Genomic DNA, 16303 nt, shown 5'->3' on the forward strand with positions numbered 1-16303 from the left:
TTGCTAAAGGACCCGCCGCCAAGCTCTACGCGCGGTTAACCTGATTCGCCATGACGCAGCTGCCCACGTCAGCCACATCGGCGTTCTACCTTGCCGAGAAGCGTCCGTTCGGCGGAGCCAACTGGAAGTCAACGCCGCAGTCTTAACGGACGCGATTGACCCTGGCTGTGTGAAAACAGTGGGGCCGCTGTTATGATTCTCCCGTGATTCTTTTCGGGGGAATCGATGAGGCGCTTCGTTGAAGTGGCGGATCGTGGGCAGCGGACGCTGTTGCCCGAATGCCTCGATGATTTCATTGACGAAAGTAACCCAGTTCGCGTGATCGACGTATTTGTGGATGCGCTCAGTTTGACTGAGATGGGCTTCAAGGGTGCGGAGCCGGCGGCCACCGGTCGGCCGTCGTACCATCCCTCGGTTCTCCTTAAGCTTTACATTTACGGCTATCTGAACCGAGTGCAGTCGAGCCGGCGGCTGGAACGAGAGGCGGGACGCAATGTCGAGGTGATGTGGCTGCTGGGCCGGCTTGCTCCGGATCACAAGACGATCGCGGACTTTCGCAAGGATAACGGCCTGGCGTTGCGCAAGGTATGTGCGCGCTTTGTCGAGCTCTGCCGCGGGATGGGTCTTCTCACGACGTCCAGCGTCGCCATCGACGGGAGCAAGTTCAAGGCCGTGAACGGCGGCGCGCTCAGTTGGAGGAGAGCGTCGCGCGCTATCTGAGCCAACTTGACACGGCCGACCGACAGGAGCCGAGCAAGGCGCTTGCGGCGAAGGTGACAAGGCTTACTGAGAAGCTGACGAAGCTGAAGGGGGAAATGGGCAAGCTTGCCGCCTACGAGAAGCAGATGCTTGCATCACCGGATCAGCAAATCTCCCTGACCGATCCGGATAGCCGTTCGATGGCAACCAGTGGCCGCGGATCCGGCGTTGTCGGCTACAATGTCCAAGTCGCCGTCGATACCGACCATCACCTGATCATCGCGCATGAGGTGACGAATAGTGGCTCAGATCGGGCACAACTTGCCAATATGGCCATGCAGGCGAAGGCTGTTCTGAAGTCCGAGACGCTCGAGGCCGTTGCCGATCGCGGCTACTTCAGCAGCCCGGAGATCCTCGCCTGCCACGAGGCCGGCGTCACGGTAACTCTGCCCAAGCCGATGACTTCGGGTGCCAAGTCGGACGGACGCTTCGGCAAGCAGGACTTCGTCTATTTGCCCGAGGAAGACGCCTATCGTTGTCCGGCCGGGGAGCTGTTGCCGTATCGCTATACAAACGAAGAAGCCGACAAGATGCTGCGGCGCTACTGGACCAACGCCTGTAAGAATTGTTCGATCAAACCTCAGTGCACGCCCGGGTCAGAGCGACGGATCACGCGATGGGAGCACGAGGATCTGCTCGACGCCGTGCAGCAGCGGCTCGATGCGAACCCGCTCGCAATGCGCCTTCGTCGCGAGACTGTCGAGCATCCGTTCGGCACGATGAAGGCGCGCATGGGAGCGACGCACTTCCTGACTAAGACCCTTCCAAGGGTAGCCGCCGAGATGGCCCTCTCGGTTTTGGCCTATAATCTGACCCGAGCAATGAATATCCTTGGGATCAGGCCGCTGATCGCCGCGATCCTGGCCTGACCTCGGCTCAGTTTTTGGCCTTCAGACCGACGGCCTTGTAAGGCCGTTTTTACACGACCAAGACCCCAAGCGGACGTCAGTCCAACGCAAGATTAGGCAAAAAACGGGTGCGGAGCGTCTCCGGTCCCTTTCGCCTTCATAACTGAGATGCACTCATCGATCTGCTGATCAGAGGCATTTAGTCCGAATTCGACACGCAGCACCTCCCGGAATTCGCTCTCGGTCGCAAGCCAGCGCTTCTCGGCGTGACCTTCAGCGTCGCGGACGGTGACACGCGCATTGTACATTGTGATCCGCGTTCTGTTTGGGCCCGGCTTCGCAGCGATGATATTCCATTGATATGGCGTCTCTGGGTGGGTCGCGGTGTACCAGTTTGTGATTTCGTATTCGCCATCGTAGCGCGGGTAAGGTATCACCCGATAAATGTGCTGCCAGCCGTGCTTGAGACGTGCCTGGAGCGTCAACTCGCCGCCGACGTCGATGAATCGCATGACTTCGTGCGGCGTCTTTTGCTCGATCTGCGGCGCGAGCAAAAGCGCTGAGGTTGGCGCGAGGTTTCCGAACCCGACGTCTGCTAGGTAACTGCCCTCTGGCAACTCCACCTTCAACAGCATGTGGATCGCCGGGCGAGGCGCATCGATCGCCAGCCCGCGTACGACACGCCCTTGCAGGCTGGTGATCCTGTAGCCGAGCGACCGAAGTCCAGCCCGGAACAGCATGTTCTGCTCGAAGCAATATCCGCCGCGTCCACCACGGATCATCTTGTTCTGAAGCGTCTGGACATCGAGCTTGGGAGGGCGCCCCAGCATAATATCCAGCGTTTCGTAAGCGATTGAATGCGCGTGAGCAAAAATAAGTTGGTTTAAGGTCTCGAGCGTTGGCGTGACCGGCCCGGAATAGCCGATGCGCGCAAGCCAGGCGTTCTGATCGAATTGTCCATCGGACATCTCACTCACCCCGTCGTTTCCCGGCGCCGATATTACCAGTTATCGACCCGACAGGGAACTTTGCAGAGGCCCTGACACATCTCGGGCAGGCGGCTTAGTCCTGAAGTAACAGCTTCTGCTTCTGGCCGATTTTGTTGCAAAAGTCGGTTGAGGAAGGTCGCGAAGCGTGATTCCGTTGTGTTGACGCGAATCTCGGCGGGGTCGATCCATGATGGGCCGTCTGAAGAGTGACCAAGGTCAACTGTTCTACGAGTTTTGTCTTGGCGACGCAGTCCCCGAAGATCATCTGGTGCGGAAGATTGATGCCGCTCTCGATCTGTCCTGGCTTCGTGGTGAGCTAACATCTCACTATTCGTCAATTGGACGCCCGTCGATCGATCCGGAACTGATGATCCGGATGCTGATCGTGGGGTATGTCTTTGCGATCCGCTCTGAACGACTTATCTGCCGTGAAGTGCAGGTAAACCTCGCCTATCGCTGGTTCTGCAAGCTCGGTATCGAGGACGCTGTCCCGGATCATTCGGCGTTCTCGCGCGCCCGCAACGAGCGCTTCCGCGATGGCGGTGTTCTCCGCCGCGTGTTCGAACGGATCGTCGAGACATGCATTGCCGCGGGTTTGGTTGGTGGCGAAGGATTTGCAGTCGATGCGAGCCTGATTGCCGCCGACGCGAACAAGCAGCGCTCGATCGCAGGTCAGGACTGGCGCAGGGATCGCGATCCAGCCAGGTCCAGCCGCGCGGTGAAGGAGTATCTGGCGACCCTCAACGATACGGCGTGGGGCACCGCCAGCGATGTCGTCCCTAAGTTTATCTCGCCATCCGATCCGGCAGCGCAGTGGACAGGGCTAACAAGGGGGCGGCATTCTTCGCGTACTCCGATAACTATCTCATCGACGTGAAGTTTGGCGTCATCGTTGATGTCGAGGCCTCCCGCGCAATTCGCCAGGCTGAGGTCGGCGCGGCAAAGACCATGATCGAACGGACCGAGGAGCGCTTCGGTCTCAAGCCAGAGCGACTTATCGGGGATACCGCTTACGGAGCCGCTCCGATGCTGAACTGGCTGGTCGAGGAGAAAGGCATCGCGCCACATATTCCTGTGTTCGACAAATCGAAACGGGATGATGGCACCTTCTCGGGGAGCGACTTTCAATATGACCCGGTCGGCGACGTCTATCGCTGCCCGGGTGGTAAGCAGCTTGGGACGAGCGGTACCGTGCACGAGGGCAAGACCCTTCTGTATCGTGCAAGCAAGCTCGATTGCGATGTATGCCCGCTCAAACCGCAGTGCTGTCCAAAGGAACCAGCACGCAAGATCCCTCGCGACATCCATGAGCAAGCCCGGGACGTCGCCCGGTCGTTAGCCGGTACCGAGGGCTTCGAGGCGTCGCGACGTCAGCGCAAAAAGATCGAGATGCGTTTTGCGCACCTGAAGCGCATCCTCAAGCTCGGTCGACTCCGATTGCGTGGACCACGAGGCGCCCAGGACGAATTTGTTCTTGCTGCCATCGCCCAGAACTTGCGGCGGTTCGCGTCGTTGGTCGCTCGTCCACCACCCGCCCGGGCTCCGTGTATCGCGCAGCGTTCGAGTTGCGTAGAGAGCGTCAGGGGCCGGCAGATCAAGGCGGTCGTCCTTAGCGAAAGGTCGGACGATCATCGCCAACAGCCGACTTTTGCAACAAAATCGGCCCTTAGCCGAACCACGATAATCCCGTGGTGATGTCGGTTATCGTCGGTAGAGCAGACGTGGGCCGCGCTCGCTGCGACGGCCGCTTGTGCCCCGAAAGCGAAGTGGCGAACCCGTCTCGTTGAGGTCCGCTTCGTGGGTGGCAACGGACTAGTGTTGCTCAGGCCGAGTTCTTCGCACTTTGACCCGGAATGGACATTGGGTCGCAGCGTCTAAGGTCGATTGGCTGCCCCGCCCCAATTAGGGGATAAGGGCCGCCGGCATTGGTCCCGTTGGCAGCAGGACAAACTGCTGCTGCCCCCGTACGATCGCCAGGAGTGCCAATATGATTGCAACGACCGTCAAGAGTCTGGCCATCAAATTCTGATCAATACATACACGCTGAGGAAATCAGCACTGTGAACATGTCGACGTCAAACTCATTCTCCAAGCTCATTCCGAACCGCCCAAGCCACTTGTCCTGAGCCAGATAGGCCGATTTCTCTCGCGCCCTCGGGCATTCAAACGTGAGTTTACCGAGATTCTGGAGGTGATGGACCATTTCGTGGACCAGGATCGATTGGTCGGCTGGTGAAGTCCCAGTCCAGACATGAGGGAGCAGGATCGTTTTTGACTTGTTGCTATAAAGGGCGACGACCTGACGCTGACCTAGTCGATCGAGCTCCTCGTGGTCCGTAAAACCCTGCGAAGCGGCACCATCTCCGGCCCGCATCGTCGCGAGTTTCATCTTCGACACAAATGCGATGGCCGGACGTTCTTTAATAACAGGCAGATCGAAATTCGTAGAGAGCCAAGTCACGATTTCATCGAGCAAGCCTTCTGCAGTTCGAGTTGCGTCGGCACGCAACGGAGCCGACGGCGACACGGTAACCGGGCTGGCCTCTAATTCATCACAACAATAGGCTTTGGATGAAACTGCTAACGTTAGAGAGGCTAAGACTGCGAGCAAAAGAAATTTCTTGACCATGAAAACCTCCCCAGAGGTCGTTCGAAATAGAAACTCCCAAAAAATCAGTCAGCAATTGAACTGGAAGCATAGCATTCCCTTCAGGACACCGCTGTAGGCGGCCTCTCGCTTAGCGCTTTCTCGAATAGATCACTGATTGGTCATCGAATTCATCAGCCAGGAGCTTGCCGGCGCCGGCTATGAGTTCTCCGATTGACATCGCGTTGGCGGACGCTGCGGGACGATCGGAAGAGGACGAGTATGACTTAATGGTCACTGCGGTGGTGGCGGCAGCAAGGACAGCGACAGCCACAAATCCGGTGATCGTTCGATGCTTCGTCATGGGGAAACCTCCGTTTCCCAACCCCACAGAAGTGGGTCCCGAAAATCCCGCAAAGGTTCATCGGATACGAACTCGATAAGGGTCAGAAGGGCTGCACTTCTGGCGCAAGGCTGGTGGATGGTCCGCAGTTGGCCCACACCGACAAAAATCAGCTTTCGCCCAAACGTCGGCTGTTAGGCCGAAGGTGCTCCAAAAGGTGCGGTGCGGCAAGGCGCGCGATCCATGAAATACAGGAAGTGTTGGTCTGATCGAGCAATGAATTTGTGAATGTAGTTGCGGTGTTCTTCTCGCCGCTTACTGAAGGTGACTCGAACAGAGCGATGCGAGCGGGCAAGAAAGCTTTTGACCCCAAGCGGTCCTGCAAACGGATAGCGCATCGTCGCGTGCGCTAACGAGCCTTAGGCCTTCAGGTCCGTGATCCGCATAATCGCGACCACATTGCCGTCGTTGTGCGCCTGCTCTTTTGTTTCCTTGTTGCAGGTCCAGACAAAGTTCTTCTTGCCCGTAAAGGTATTTCCGTCTTGCTCAAGCCGAAGCTCCCCTTCGGTGATGTGGCAGACCATGGCGTTCATCATCGGAGGCCCCATGGTCTTCGATCCCGGCTGCATAATGATATCGCGCATTGTGACGGTCTTGAAACCTGGGATCAGGGACGGTGTCTCGCCTTCATATTCACGCACCACGACACCTGGCCAAGGCGTCGTGTCCTTGTAGCCTGTGGCTTGAGCGGCGGCTGGCTTGATCATTGCAGCCGAAGCCGCTGCCAACCCGATTCCCAGTGCGGATCTTCGATCGATCTTGGTCATCGCTTTTCTCCCGCATATCGAACAAGCCGCGGCAGAAGCAGCGGGCAAAGTTCGTGGTGAACGGTAGTGCGAACCGAAAAAAGAAATGGGCCTCTAAGAGTGCGTGCCTGCCGATAGCACAATTGCTCGTTCGCCCAGACGGTGATCTCGGCGCGTCCCGATTGAAGGGCGGTGACATTCTACTTCACCTGACGCATTCAGAAAATAGGCGGGATCGCGAAGACACCGCGCCCCTAAAAATGGCCGGATTGGCCCGAATGAGACATCCCGGGAGGCAGCTCAAACGTCCGCGTCCTAGGGAAAGTCGGACATCGCACGCACGACAAATGCGCTGGCATTAGATAGGCGCCACGCGGACGCGCGATTCGCCGCGCATAGACGAGCCATCAGGAAGCAAAGGCGGAAAACGTCTGGGTGAAATCCCCGGAGGCGCCTTAAAGGCGATGTCGGAGACTCCCCCAAAGCGCGGGCACAAAATTCCAGAGGGGCCGGGCGACGTGTCATCCTGCTGATCCGGCGCGGCCGACGGTGCACCGCCGTCTAATTCGGTCAGCCGCTCTACCATGCCTTGCAGTTGCATGGTAACGGGGTGAGATCGTCCGTCAGGGTTGCCGCGAAGGTTGCAGATCACTGGACTACGGGCGCGGTCGAAGAGGTATCTGCCATCGCTGCACCGTTGTCCTTGACCGTGCACCGCCTCCTTGCCGTGCACGGATATTCTGCCGTCCTCCATAACATGCGAAATGCCGCCTTGATCCCGGTTTCGCCTGAGATCGCTGCTCCGAGCTTAGGAGTTTTCCAATCGCCAACCGGGTTCCCGTGCTATCCTGCTCTCCCGCGTGGGCTTGGGAGGCAAGAAATGTCTACCTACCTGCGATTACAAACCGCTAGTTTGAAGCCGGAAATTGTTAGCCGCATCACGGCGGCTTACGAGCAGGCGCTCCATACCCTTTGTGTTAAGGACCACGACGACCCGCTCACGGAAAAGGTGGCAAGTAGGATTCTCAAGATCGCGCAAACGGAGGGCCTTGCCCCGGCGGAAATTGCGGCTTTGGCGATCAAAGAAGTCGAAATGCGTTAGGCATCGGACCTAATGCGAGTGGAACTGAAACATTCCCGACTTCGGCAGGTTGGTTATTTGGCTTCGGGGCTTCGCAATTTGCGAGGCACGCTATGACCCCTCTACCGCCGGGCGAAGCAGTTCTCACTGTTGCCGTCATGGGCCTGACCTTCCTGATCGAGGTCGCGCTTTTCGCCTCGATCGGAATGTTCTGAGAGAGCCGCGTACGGCCTTTGGCCGCGCGAGAACGCCTCTCAAGTCCGGCCATCGTTTTTCGCCGTTTCCCGCAACTATGGGACCTGCCTGCCACGGAACTTATTTTCGGGGACACAATTGTCTTGTCGTCAGCGATGGAGGATCATCGCCATGAGGATCGAATATCTCTCCGCGATTGTGATAGCTGTTCTTGCCGCTGGGACCGGGTTGGCCGTCAACTCTCTCGGCTCGCTACCTACCGAACAGCAGCCCGCGCCGGCCGCCACGCAGGTTGCGGACCGATTAGCTATGTCCGTGGATCAGTTTTTGATGCGGTCTGGTGGCTAACAGATTGGCGCCCTCCCGTGAGCGACTGGCAGCGCTGGCAACGACAGCTTTGGCGCGACATTGCGGTCGGCGTTGCAGCCGACCATGCTTGCAGCTGGTGGTAAGTCATTTCGCGCTGTAGTTGGATTTTTATTCGCGCGGCAGCGATCTTGAGTTGTTTGATGAAGTGCTGCCGAAACAAAAGGCTGCTATACTAGATTTTAGGTAACTGGCCCTGTTCTTTTTGTGCCGACAACCAAGTCAGCCAATCGCACAATTCCGACGCTCAAACGCCAAGCTGTGAAGGGCTGTCGGGAGCGATCGACGGGTTAGTTTTATCCGAAACGTCGTGGTGGAAATTCTACAGTCACCTTCAAACGACGGGGGGCAACCATGCCCGCCATATTCGACCTGCTTTATCGCGAATACTGCCGCGCCCGCCTCGCTGAAATGCGGAAACAGCTTCTGATTGTTGGACAGATTCCTGAAGGTCTTGAAGCCGATTATGATCGTGCTGATCAAGATAGAGTTGGCAGGATAGACACGCAGCACGAAATCAGTTGCGCCGCGCCGAATTGAAGCGGCCGCTAGGGCTCAACTAATGACGAAGCACTTTTCAACGCGCATTGTGAACCATGTGCTTGTAGTCGTCATATCTGTGGTAACAATCACGATTGCAGCGGCGATATCGGTGAGAGAGCCTATTGTTGCGGGCATTGCTGCTTCTATCCTGGCCCAATCAATCTTGCGGCGGAAAAGACAGGTGCGCTGCTGAGCAAACCGAAGCTCGCCCGCGCGCCAACAGGTTGCGGCCTCGATCTGCTCCTCTCCGATGGAAGGTGGTCTGGCTTTTCGAGCCGCCTGCGGCTTCGTTACCATGAATCCGACCCAGGGCCGCCGACCGCTGCACATGAGGATTAACGCGAAGGGAAAGCCGAAGCTTTGCTCGCGTTCGCTCGCGCCCTGATCACCGGCGCCTATGTCGAAGATCTTGTCTGCCTGTGAAGTAGCTTGCATCTCTTCGCTCTTGGCGCGGGCTAACGTGATGAACGGTTCTTACTCGACGGAGGCTTTAATGCTCGCAGCAGTCAAATGGAACTCCCGATATAGTGCTCGCGAATGGGTAATGAAGGTTGTGGCGTTTGTCATCGGCACTCAGAAAAGCCGGCAGAACGGCAAAAGGAAGCAAAGGCAGCCACTCTGGAAGCATTTCGACGATACTCATCGTTGGGATGCAGCCGCGGAGGAATGGGTCCCCAATCTAGACCACTGATCGTGCAGCGCACGTGCCTTTCACAGGCTTGTCCGTCGCGTTCTGCGGTGGAACCTATGTCGGGACGTGAATTTCCGGCTTCTCACAGGCCGAAGGGCCCGCGCCATAGGTCGCAAGCGTTGTCAGGTTCATGTAAGGGTTGGAGATCTAAGGGCTATTGCAGATGATCGTCCACGTGGCCGCACAAGCGATGATTGCAAACCTTCGTATGTAGACGTCGGATCGTTTTCTTCGTGCGCTGCTAGCTCTGATCGGCGATATTGCAGAGCATACGAGAGGGGCGAGGATGATCACGGCAGCGCGGGAAGCAGTCGACCTGCTAATTCAAGCCGGGGGCAGTTGGCAGTTCGATGATGCTCTAAACGGATTGCGTGATCGAGAGTGGATGGCACTGCGGTTTCTTGCGCGTGCAAACAGATTCTCGCGAACCCCTTCCGCGTTAGCCCAGTTCGTCGGCACAGCTCGTGCCACCGCTTCTCAGACAGTCAAGCGTCTCGAAGACAAGGGCTACCTTCAGCGCCGAACTTCTGATCAAGACAAGCGCTCGGTGATACTTGATATAACCCAACGAGGAGAAAAGATCCTCTTAAGCGACCCTATCACACAGCTCGTCAATGCGATTGCTGCGCTTGAACTTGGCGCAAACACCTTTCGCGATTTGCTTCACCAACTATTGGAGCAACTCGACGCACGCCGGAGTCGTCACCATGCGGATAGTTGTAGAAAGTGCATTTTTCTGACTGAGACGGCCTCGAACCGTGCGAGCAGAAGGCAGCCAGAGTATACGTGCAGATTCTTTAGGGCGACTATCGGCGAAGCCGAAATCGATCTTCTGTGCTTCAACTTCGAACGTAGAGAGAGCGGCGCCTTCTCCGCCTAAAGCCCTCCCATTTAGAATGTCCGCTGTTTGCCCTTCTGCGAAGTTGCGCCTCGTCTGACGGAGATCCGCTCATCGCGCCAGAGCGGACCAGATTTGCTCAACCTGAGTTCCTCGCATTTTGACCCATAACGGACGCCGCCTGACAAGGATGGAGCGGAAGGTCGTCGTATGGTCGCGTAGTCCTTTGCTTCCTTCCTGACGAAATTAATAAACTGCTTCACGACCGCCATCACGGCGGGAGGCAAGTTTGAGCGTGGCCATGGGTCGGTTAGACCCCTTGATCGAGCGGTAGATCACGCCTTCCATGTTCATACGTTGAAGCGAGGACGGGACAAAGGTGATGCCAAGCCCAGCGCCGACCAGACTCAGCGTCGAAGTGATGCGGGGCGCCAATTGCGTGGACGCCCCCAGATTGCCGATGCGCGGGCTGAAGCCAGCTGCCTGGCATGCGGCAATGGTGGAATCGTACATTCCCGTCCCCGGCGGTCCGTAAAGGATGAAAGTCTCACGGGACAGTCGATCGAGCGAAACCGGCGCCTCGGCTTTGGTTTGCGCCAGTACGTGGGTGCTTGGCAGCGCCACGACCATTGGTTCGTCAAGTAGCGAAGTGACGGCCAGTCCTTGTCCATTGCCCGAGGCAGCGCGAACGAAAGCTACGTCCATTTGTTCGTTCCTGACGCGATCGACGGATTCGTTGCTCAGGCATTCCTCCAAGGTCAGAGCCACCATCGGGCATGCCTCGCGAAATGCGCGAATGGCGCGCGGCACGACCGGATGAAAGGGCGTCGTAGAAGTGACCCCGACGCACAGCGCCCCTGTTCGCCTCGCGAGGCGCGCCGGGTCGAGTCGAAAGCCCGACCGAGATGCATCAACGTAGCGCGCGCCTCTTCCAGAAAAGCACGACCTGCGTCAGTCAGCTCCACGCCCCGGGCTTTGCGCAGAAAAAGCTGCACGTCGAGTTCCTGCTCGAGGGCCTTAATCTGCTGGCTCAGCGGCGGCGGGGCCGGAGGCAACATCGGTGCAGGGCAAGCTGCCAGAGCCCAGCCCGACGGTCATACGATCTTTGTAGCTTCACCCAGCTATGTCGCGAATCCCACGCTCTTCGAAACCGTTCCCTACGATGTCCAAAAGAGCTTTGATGCCGTAACCTTGGCGGCGACCGCGCCTACTTTGCTCACGGTACACCCGTCCATTCAGGCAATGTCGGTGAAGGACCTCGTAGCGCTGATCAAAGCCAGCCCGGGCAAATTCAGTTACGCTTCGCCGGGAGCAGGCACGCCGCCCCATCTGTTGGGAGAACTCTTTCGGCTTTCACTTGACCTCGACATCGTGCACGTTCCTTTCAATAGCGGCGGTGCGGCCATTGGATCGACGCTCGCGGGCCATACGCCCGTGTCGTTCGGCGCGCTCCCACCCGCCATACAGCACGTCGAGGAAAACAAGTTGCGGGCGCTCGCGCTGACGAGCAAGACTCATTCCGAGGCACTGCCGGACGTTCCCAGCATCGCGGAGGCCGGGTATCCCGACATCGCGGCGGACATCTGGACAGCCGTTCTCGTCCCGGCGGGAACGCCAAAGGAATATATCGGCCTGCTCCAGCGCGAATTTGCGAAATTGATCGCTCGAGCTGAAGTAAAAAGGATCGGCTCGCCGGTCTGGGATACCAGCCGGTAGCCAACTCTTCCGACGAATGCGCCGCGTACCTGGCGTCCGAATACCGGAAATGGGGAAAAGTCATTCGCGATGCCGGTATCAAAGCCTCATGACGATCAAGTCGACGAGAACGGCCGTGGAAGACACAGTTGCGCATCATTACGCGCGCGACGGACTGATCCAAGCGATCGAAGGCGGTCTCTCTCAGATGGGCAAAACGAGAGATACTGTCACCATCGACGATCTTTCGGCGATAGACGAATTCCATATCGGCGGTCGTAAAGCGACCGAGGAGCTGATGGCGCAGCTCAGAATTACGGCCGCGGACCATGTGCTGGATGTCGGTTCCGGCCTGGGTGGCCCAGCGCGTTTTCTCGCCGACCGTTACAGGTGCCGGGTCAGCGGCGTCGATCTGACACTGGACTACGTCGAGACCGGACGCCGACTATGCCGATGGGTAAGGCTCGATGATCGCGTCACTCTTCACCAATCCACCGCCCTTGCGATGCCATTTAAGGAATCGACCTTCAGCAAGGCATACATGTTTCATGTCGGCATGAATGTCGAAGACAAGGAACATCTCTGCCTTGAAATCGCGCGTGTTTTGCAACCGGGAGCGCTTTTCGCAGTTTATGACGTCATGCGAACGGCCGAAGGCGAATTACTGTTTCCTGTACCGTGGGCCACAACAAGCGATGCCAGCACAGTAAGCGGACCAGAGCGCTACAAGCATGCATTGGGGCGAGCCGGCTTCGAAATCGTGTCGGAACGCAACCGAAAGGACTTCGCGCTCGCCTATTTTGCCGACTTGAAAGCCCGTTCGCTTGGCGTTGCTGGATCGCTGGGCTTGCACACATTGATGGGCGATAGACGGCAAGATCAAATAGGCAACATGATTGCGTGTATCTCGAAAGGCATCATTGCCCCTTGGGAGCTGATCGCACGCAGGACTTGAGCCGTGGTCCTTTGAGTGGGATTTGGCTCTAAACCGTCGTCGGCTTCTCGCCCAGCTGAAGCAATGTCGGGTGTTCGAGCTAAACTGGAAGTCCGCCCTCCGGTCGCCACGGGCGGGTTTTGCCCCCTATCGGAAGTCGATGAGCCCAATGTGACCGTCCACCGTTGGCCGGTATCGCAGCCATTCGTCGCATCGCATGCCGGAGGCGACGAAGTCGATCTCGCCGCGCGTGGTGCCGATATCCATCAGCTCCCTGTCACTCAAGTTGGACAAGGTGACGCGCAATTTTTGGCGTTCGCGGCGCTCCTGAAAGGCATCCAAACATTTCCAGATGAAGCTGGCGACATGCGAGATCGATACGGATGTCCGTTCCAGCCACGTTGTGCCGTGCGTGATGCTCATTGCGATGTCTCCTGGGAGGTGTATTTCCAGCGGCACGAGGGTGCCGCGCGATCGGCGGGCACGCTTGACCGGCAGCTTACATTTTCCTCACCGGCGGCTTATTCTTGGGATTTCAAGCCTGGCCAAAGCGCTACCCGGTTATCGGGGGCCCTCATCCAAGGGGATTTTGCAATTGCGCTATCTCTTCGAGGAATACGCATTCGATACTGACCGGCGCGAGCTGCATCGCGGGACGCACGTCGTCTCCTTGACGCCACAGGTCTTTGACCTGCTCGAATACCTGATCCGCAACCGGGAGCGCGTCGTCGGCAAAGACGAACTCATCACCGCCATCTGGAATGGGCGCAGCGTGTCGGATGCAGCCCTGACCACCCGACTGAATGCTGCGCGCAGCGCACTTGGTGACACGGGCGAGAAGCAGCGCCTGATCAAAACATTGGCGCGTAGAGGTTTTCGATTCGTTGGCGCGGTGCAAGAGCAGAAGCCCGCAATGGCAGTTGGCTCGCTGGCGCCGAATGACGACAATGCGCAAAGGGCGTTTTCACCGCCTCGTCTTTCCATCGTCGTGTTGCCGTTCGTCAACCTCAGCGGCGATACCGAGCAAGACTACTTCGTCGATGGTGTGACCGAGAGCCTGACCACGGACCTGTCGCGCATCAGTGGCGCATTAATAATTGCACGCAACACCGCATTCACGTTCAAGGGCAAGGCCGTAGATGTAGTGAAGCTGGGACGTGAGCTGAATGTCCGCTATGTGCTTGAAGGCTCGGTGCAACGTGGCAGCAACCGTCTCCGGGTGAATGTGCAGCTAGTCGACACCGAAACAGGCAATCAGCTGTGGGCCCAGCGCTTTGAGAAACCCATCGGCGATCTGTTTAATATGCAGGACGAAATCGTGTCGACGCTCGCCAACGCTCTTGATGCCGAACTCCTTGCTGCGGAAGCGCGCCGGGCGGAGCGCTCACCCAACCCCGACGCGACTGACTTGTGTTTCCAAGGTGCCGTTTGGCTCAACATGGGTCGAACACTTGAAAACATGACGCAGGCATGCGGCTTCTACGAACGGGCGTTGGCGCTTGAACCTGGAAATGTTGAGGCGCTGGTCGGGAAAGGGTGGGCCAATTTTGCGATTGGCGCCAACTTGGTGTCCGACGATCGGGTAGAGCGTCTCGCCACGGCCGAGGCGGCCCTCGCAAAGGCGCTGTCCTTGGCACCGAACCATCCCTTGGCTCATAACGTCATAGGCCTCGTGAAAATTTTCACGAACCGCGCGGCTCAAGGCATCGCAGAATGCGAGCGGGCGCTGGCGCTGGATAGGAATTTGGCGCGCTCGCACGCGGGCATCGGGGTCGCGAAGTTTTTTCTCGGTCGGGGCGGGGAAACCGAAGCCCATATGGAGCAAGCGCTCCGTCTATCTCCCCGCGATACACTCGCCTATGTCTGGAGTATGTTTGTCGGTCTCGCCAAACTTTGGCAGGGCGCCGATGCCGAAGCGATTGTTTGGCTGCGCCGAAGCCTTGAGTTTAATCGAAATTACCCCGCTGCGCATTTTAATCTCGCGGTCGCCTTGGCGCTCGTCGGCGAGCAGGAAGAGGCACGGACTACAGCCCAGGCGGGCCTTGCGCTCAATCCTAGTTTCACTATCCGCCGGTATCGCGCTGCCACTTCAAGCAACGATCCCGGCTATCTCGCGGGCCTCGAGCGCGTCTGTGAGGCGCTTCGGTTGGTCGGAGTGCCCGAGGGCTGAGTGGTCAGCTTCTGGCCGATTTTGTTGCAAAAGTCGGTTGAGGAAGGTCGCGAAGCGTGATTCCGTTGTGTTGACGCGAATCTCGGCGGGGTCGATCCATGATGGGCCGTCTGAAGAGTGACCAAGGTCAACTGTTCTACGAGTTTTGTCTTGGCGACGCAGTCCCCGAAGATCATCTGGTGCGGAAGATTGATGCCGCTCTCGATCTGTCCTGGCTTCGTGGTGAGCTAACATCTCACTATTCGTCAATTGGACGCCCGTCGATCGATCCGGAACTGATGATCCGGATGCTGATCGTGGGGTATGTCTTTGCGATCCGCTCTGAACGACTTATCTGCCGTGAAGTGCAGGTAAACCTCGCCTATCGCTGGTTCTGCAAGCTCGGTATCGAGGACGCTGTCCCGGATCATTCGGCGTTCTCGCGCGCCCGCAACGAGCGCTTCCGCGATGGCGGTGTTCTCCGCCGCGTGTTCGAACGGATCGTCGAGACATGCATTGCCGCGGGTTTGGTTGGTGGCGAAGGATTTGCAGTCGATGCGAGCCTGATTGCCGCCGACGCGAACAAGCAGCGCTCGATCGCAGGTCAGGACTGGCGCAGGGATCGCGATCCAGCCAGGTCCAGCCGCGCGGTGAAGGAGTATCTGGCGACCCTCAACGATACGGCGTGGGGCACCGCCAGCGATGTCGTCCCTAAGTTTATCTCGCCATCCGATCCGGCAGCGCAGTGGACAGGGCTAACAAGGGGGCGGCATTCTTCGCGTACTCCGATAACTATCTCATCGACGTGAAGTTTGGCGTCATCGTTGATGTCGAGGCCTCCCGCGCAATTCGCCAGGCTGAGGTCGGCGCGGCAAAGACCATGATCGAACGGACCGAGGAGCGCTTCGGTCTCAAGCCAGAGCGACTTATCGGGGATACCGCTTACGGAGCCGCTCCGATGCTGAACTGGCTGGTCGAGGAGAAAGGCATCGCGCCACATATTCCTGTGTTCGACAAATCGAAACGGGATGATGGCACCTTCTCGGGGAGCGACTTTCAATATGACCCGGTCGGCGACGTCTATCGCTGCCCGGGTGGTAAGCAGCTTGGGACGAGCGGTACCGTGCACGAGGGCAAGACCCTTCTGTATCGTGCAAGCAAGCTCGATTGCGATGTATGCCCGCTCAAACCGCAGTGCTGTCCAAAGGAACCAGCACGCAAGATCCCTCGCGACATCCATGAGCAAGCCCGGGACGTCGCCCGGTCGTTAGCCGGTACCGAGGGCTTCGAGGCGTCGCGACGTCAGCGCAAAAAGATCGAGATGCGTTTTGCGCACCTGAAGCGCATCCTCAAGCTCGGTCGACTCCGATTGCGTGGACCACGAGGCGCCCAGGACGAATTTGTTCTTGCTGCCATCGCCCAGAACTTGCGGCGGTTCGCGTCGTTGGTCGCTCGTCCACCACCCGCCCGGGCTCCGTG

At 58.1% G+C, this 16303-nt stretch carries 14 protein-coding genes and 3 pseudogenes; 9 read left to right on the forward strand and 8 right to left on the reverse strand.

Annotation, left to right across the window (positions count from 1 at the left end):
• Positions 1 to 225 precede the first annotated feature (225 nt).
• A pseudogene (locus RAD15_RS19155) lies at positions 226 to 1628 on the forward strand (IS1182 family transposase).
• Between the two features lie 92 nt (positions 1629 to 1720).
• Here the strand turns inward: RAD15_RS19155 and RAD15_RS19160 are convergent.
• Positions 1721 to 2575, reverse strand: a complete 855-nt coding sequence (locus tag RAD15_RS19160; RefSeq protein WP_458179927.1) for an arylamine N-acetyltransferase family protein — start codon at positions 2573 to 2575, stop codon at positions 1721 to 1723.
• Between the two features lie 208 nt (positions 2576 to 2783).
• Between RAD15_RS19160 and RAD15_RS19165 the strand changes: the two are divergent.
• Positions 2784 to 4132, forward strand: a pseudogene (locus RAD15_RS19165) (transposase); the annotation flags it as partial.
• 493 nt (positions 4133 to 4625) lie between these two features.
• Here the strand turns inward: RAD15_RS19165 and RAD15_RS19170 are convergent.
• From RAD15_RS19170 to RAD15_RS19180, 3 genes are all read right to left on the reverse strand, one after another.
• Positions 4626 to 5225, reverse strand: coding sequence for a DUF6647 family protein (locus RAD15_RS19170; RefSeq protein ID WP_458179692.1), 600 nt, complete (start codon positions 5223 to 5225; stop codon positions 4626 to 4628).
• A gap of 109 nt (positions 5226 to 5334) precedes the next feature.
• Positions 5335 to 5547 (reverse strand): hypothetical protein, encoded by a 213-nt coding sequence (locus tag RAD15_RS19175; protein WP_458179693.1) that lies wholly within the window; start codon positions 5545 to 5547, stop codon positions 5335 to 5337.
• 398 nt (positions 5548 to 5945) lie between these two features.
• Positions 5946 to 6353: a hypothetical protein gene (locus RAD15_RS19180; RefSeq protein WP_458179694.1), complete on the reverse strand. Its 408-nt coding sequence runs from the start codon at positions 6351 to 6353 to the stop codon at positions 5946 to 5948.
• A gap of 859 nt (positions 6354 to 7212) precedes the next feature.
• On the opposite strand from RAD15_RS19180, the gene RAD15_RS19185 reads away from it, so the two are divergent.
• Complete coding sequence (locus RAD15_RS19185; protein ID WP_458179695.1) at positions 7213 to 7434, forward strand: hypothetical protein; 222 nt, start codon at positions 7213 to 7215, stop codon at positions 7432 to 7434.
• 894 nt (positions 7435 to 8328) lie between these two features.
• Positions 8329 to 8514, forward strand: a complete 186-nt coding sequence (locus RAD15_RS19190) for a hypothetical protein (RefSeq protein WP_458179696.1) — start codon at positions 8329 to 8331, stop codon at positions 8512 to 8514.
• 15 nt (positions 8515 to 8529) lie between these two features.
• Here RAD15_RS19190 and RAD15_RS19195 read toward each other — a convergent pair whose 3' ends face one another.
• Positions 8530 to 8952 carry a hypothetical protein gene (locus RAD15_RS19195; protein ID WP_458179697.1) on the reverse strand — a complete coding sequence of 141 codons (423 nt, stop codon included), beginning with the start codon at positions 8950 to 8952 and terminating at the stop codon, positions 8530 to 8532.
• A 542-nt stretch (positions 8953 to 9494) separates the two neighbouring features.
• Between RAD15_RS19195 and RAD15_RS19200 the strand changes: the two genes are divergently transcribed.
• On the forward strand, positions 9495 to 10088 hold the full coding sequence (locus RAD15_RS19200) for a MarR family transcriptional regulator (protein ID WP_458179698.1): 594 nt from the start codon (positions 9495 to 9497) through the stop codon (positions 10086 to 10088).
• Positions 10089 to 10292: 204 nt separating this feature from the next.
• On the opposite strand, the gene RAD15_RS19205 is transcribed toward RAD15_RS19200, so the two are convergent.
• Complete coding sequence (locus RAD15_RS19205) at positions 10293 to 10898, reverse strand: LysR substrate-binding domain-containing protein (protein WP_458179928.1); 606 nt, start codon at positions 10896 to 10898, stop codon at positions 10293 to 10295.
• A complete protein-coding gene (locus RAD15_RS19210; protein ID WP_458179699.1) occupies positions 10805 to 11104 on the reverse strand; it encodes a LysR family transcriptional regulator in 300 nt (99 codons plus the stop codon). The genes RAD15_RS19205 and RAD15_RS19210 overlap by 94 nt, the downstream gene beginning before the upstream one ends.
• On the opposite strand from RAD15_RS19210, the gene RAD15_RS19215 reads away from it, so the two are divergent.
• The gene (locus RAD15_RS19215; RefSeq protein ID WP_458179700.1) at positions 11022 to 11762 is read left to right on the forward strand and encodes a Bug family tripartite tricarboxylate transporter substrate binding protein; all 741 of its coding nucleotides are present in this window, start codon (positions 11022 to 11024) and stop codon (positions 11760 to 11762) included. The genes RAD15_RS19210 and RAD15_RS19215 overlap by 83 nt on opposite strands.
• A 115-nt stretch (positions 11763 to 11877) precedes the next feature.
• Complete coding sequence (locus RAD15_RS19220; protein ID WP_458179701.1) at positions 11878 to 12696, forward strand: class I SAM-dependent methyltransferase; 819 nt, start codon at positions 11878 to 11880, stop codon at positions 12694 to 12696.
• 126 nt (positions 12697 to 12822) lie between these two features.
• Here the strand turns inward: RAD15_RS19220 and RAD15_RS19225 are convergent, their stop codons facing one another.
• Positions 12823 to 13098: a DUF1127 domain-containing protein gene (locus RAD15_RS19225; protein WP_458179702.1), complete on the reverse strand. Its 276-nt coding sequence runs from the start codon at positions 13096 to 13098 to the stop codon at positions 12823 to 12825.
• 172 nt (positions 13099 to 13270) lie between these two features.
• Here RAD15_RS19225 and RAD15_RS19230 point away from each other — a divergent pair, with 172 nt between their 5' ends.
• Together RAD15_RS19230 and RAD15_RS19235 are read left to right on the forward strand one after the other, a co-directional pair.
• Positions 13271 to 14845, forward strand: coding sequence for a winged helix-turn-helix domain-containing protein (locus RAD15_RS19230; RefSeq protein ID WP_458179929.1), 1575 nt, complete (start codon positions 13271 to 13273; stop codon positions 14843 to 14845).
• A gap of 98 nt (positions 14846 to 14943) precedes the next feature.
• Positions 14944 to 16292: pseudogene (locus RAD15_RS19235) on the forward strand (transposase); the annotation flags it as partial.
• Between the last annotated feature and the right edge of the window lie 11 nt (positions 16293 to 16303).

It is taken from the genome of Bradyrhizobium sp. 14AA (assembly GCF_054185205.1).

What these genes read in the sequence shown, in the direction of transcription:
- RAD15_RS19160 (WP_458179927.1), bottom strand. Translation starts at nt 2,575, where the DNA reads ATGTCCGATGGACAATTCGATCAGAACGCCTGGCTTGCGCGCATCGGC.
- RAD15_RS19170 (WP_458179692.1), bottom strand. Translation starts at nt 5,225, where the DNA reads ATGGTCAAGAAATTTCTTTTGCTCGCAGTCTTAGCCTCTCTAACGTTA.
- RAD15_RS19175 (WP_458179693.1), bottom strand. Translation starts at nt 5,547, where the DNA reads ATGACGAAGCATCGAACGATCACCGGATTTGTGGCTGTCGCTGTCCTT.
- RAD15_RS19180 (WP_458179694.1), bottom strand. Translation starts at nt 6,353, where the DNA reads ATGACCAAGATCGATCGAAGATCCGCACTGGGAATCGGGTTGGCAGCG.
- RAD15_RS19185 (WP_458179695.1), top strand. Translation starts at nt 7,213, where the DNA reads ATGTCTACCTACCTGCGATTACAAACCGCTAGTTTGAAGCCGGAAATT.
- RAD15_RS19190 (WP_458179696.1), top strand. Translation starts at nt 8,329, where the DNA reads ATGCCCGCCATATTCGACCTGCTTTATCGCGAATACTGCCGCGCCCGC.
- RAD15_RS19195 (WP_458179697.1), bottom strand. Translation starts at nt 8,952, where the DNA reads ATGCAAGCTACTTCACAGGCAGACAAGATCTTCGACATAGGCGCCGGT.
- RAD15_RS19200 (WP_458179698.1), top strand. Translation starts at nt 9,495, where the DNA reads ATGATCACGGCAGCGCGGGAAGCAGTCGACCTGCTAATTCAAGCCGGG.
- RAD15_RS19210 (WP_458179699.1), bottom strand. Translation starts at nt 11,104, where the DNA reads ATGTTGCCTCCGGCCCCGCCGCCGCTGAGCCAGCAGATTAAGGCCCTC.
- RAD15_RS19225 (WP_458179702.1), bottom strand. Translation starts at nt 13,098, where the DNA reads ATGAGCATCACGCACGGCACAACGTGGCTGGAACGGACATCCGTATCG.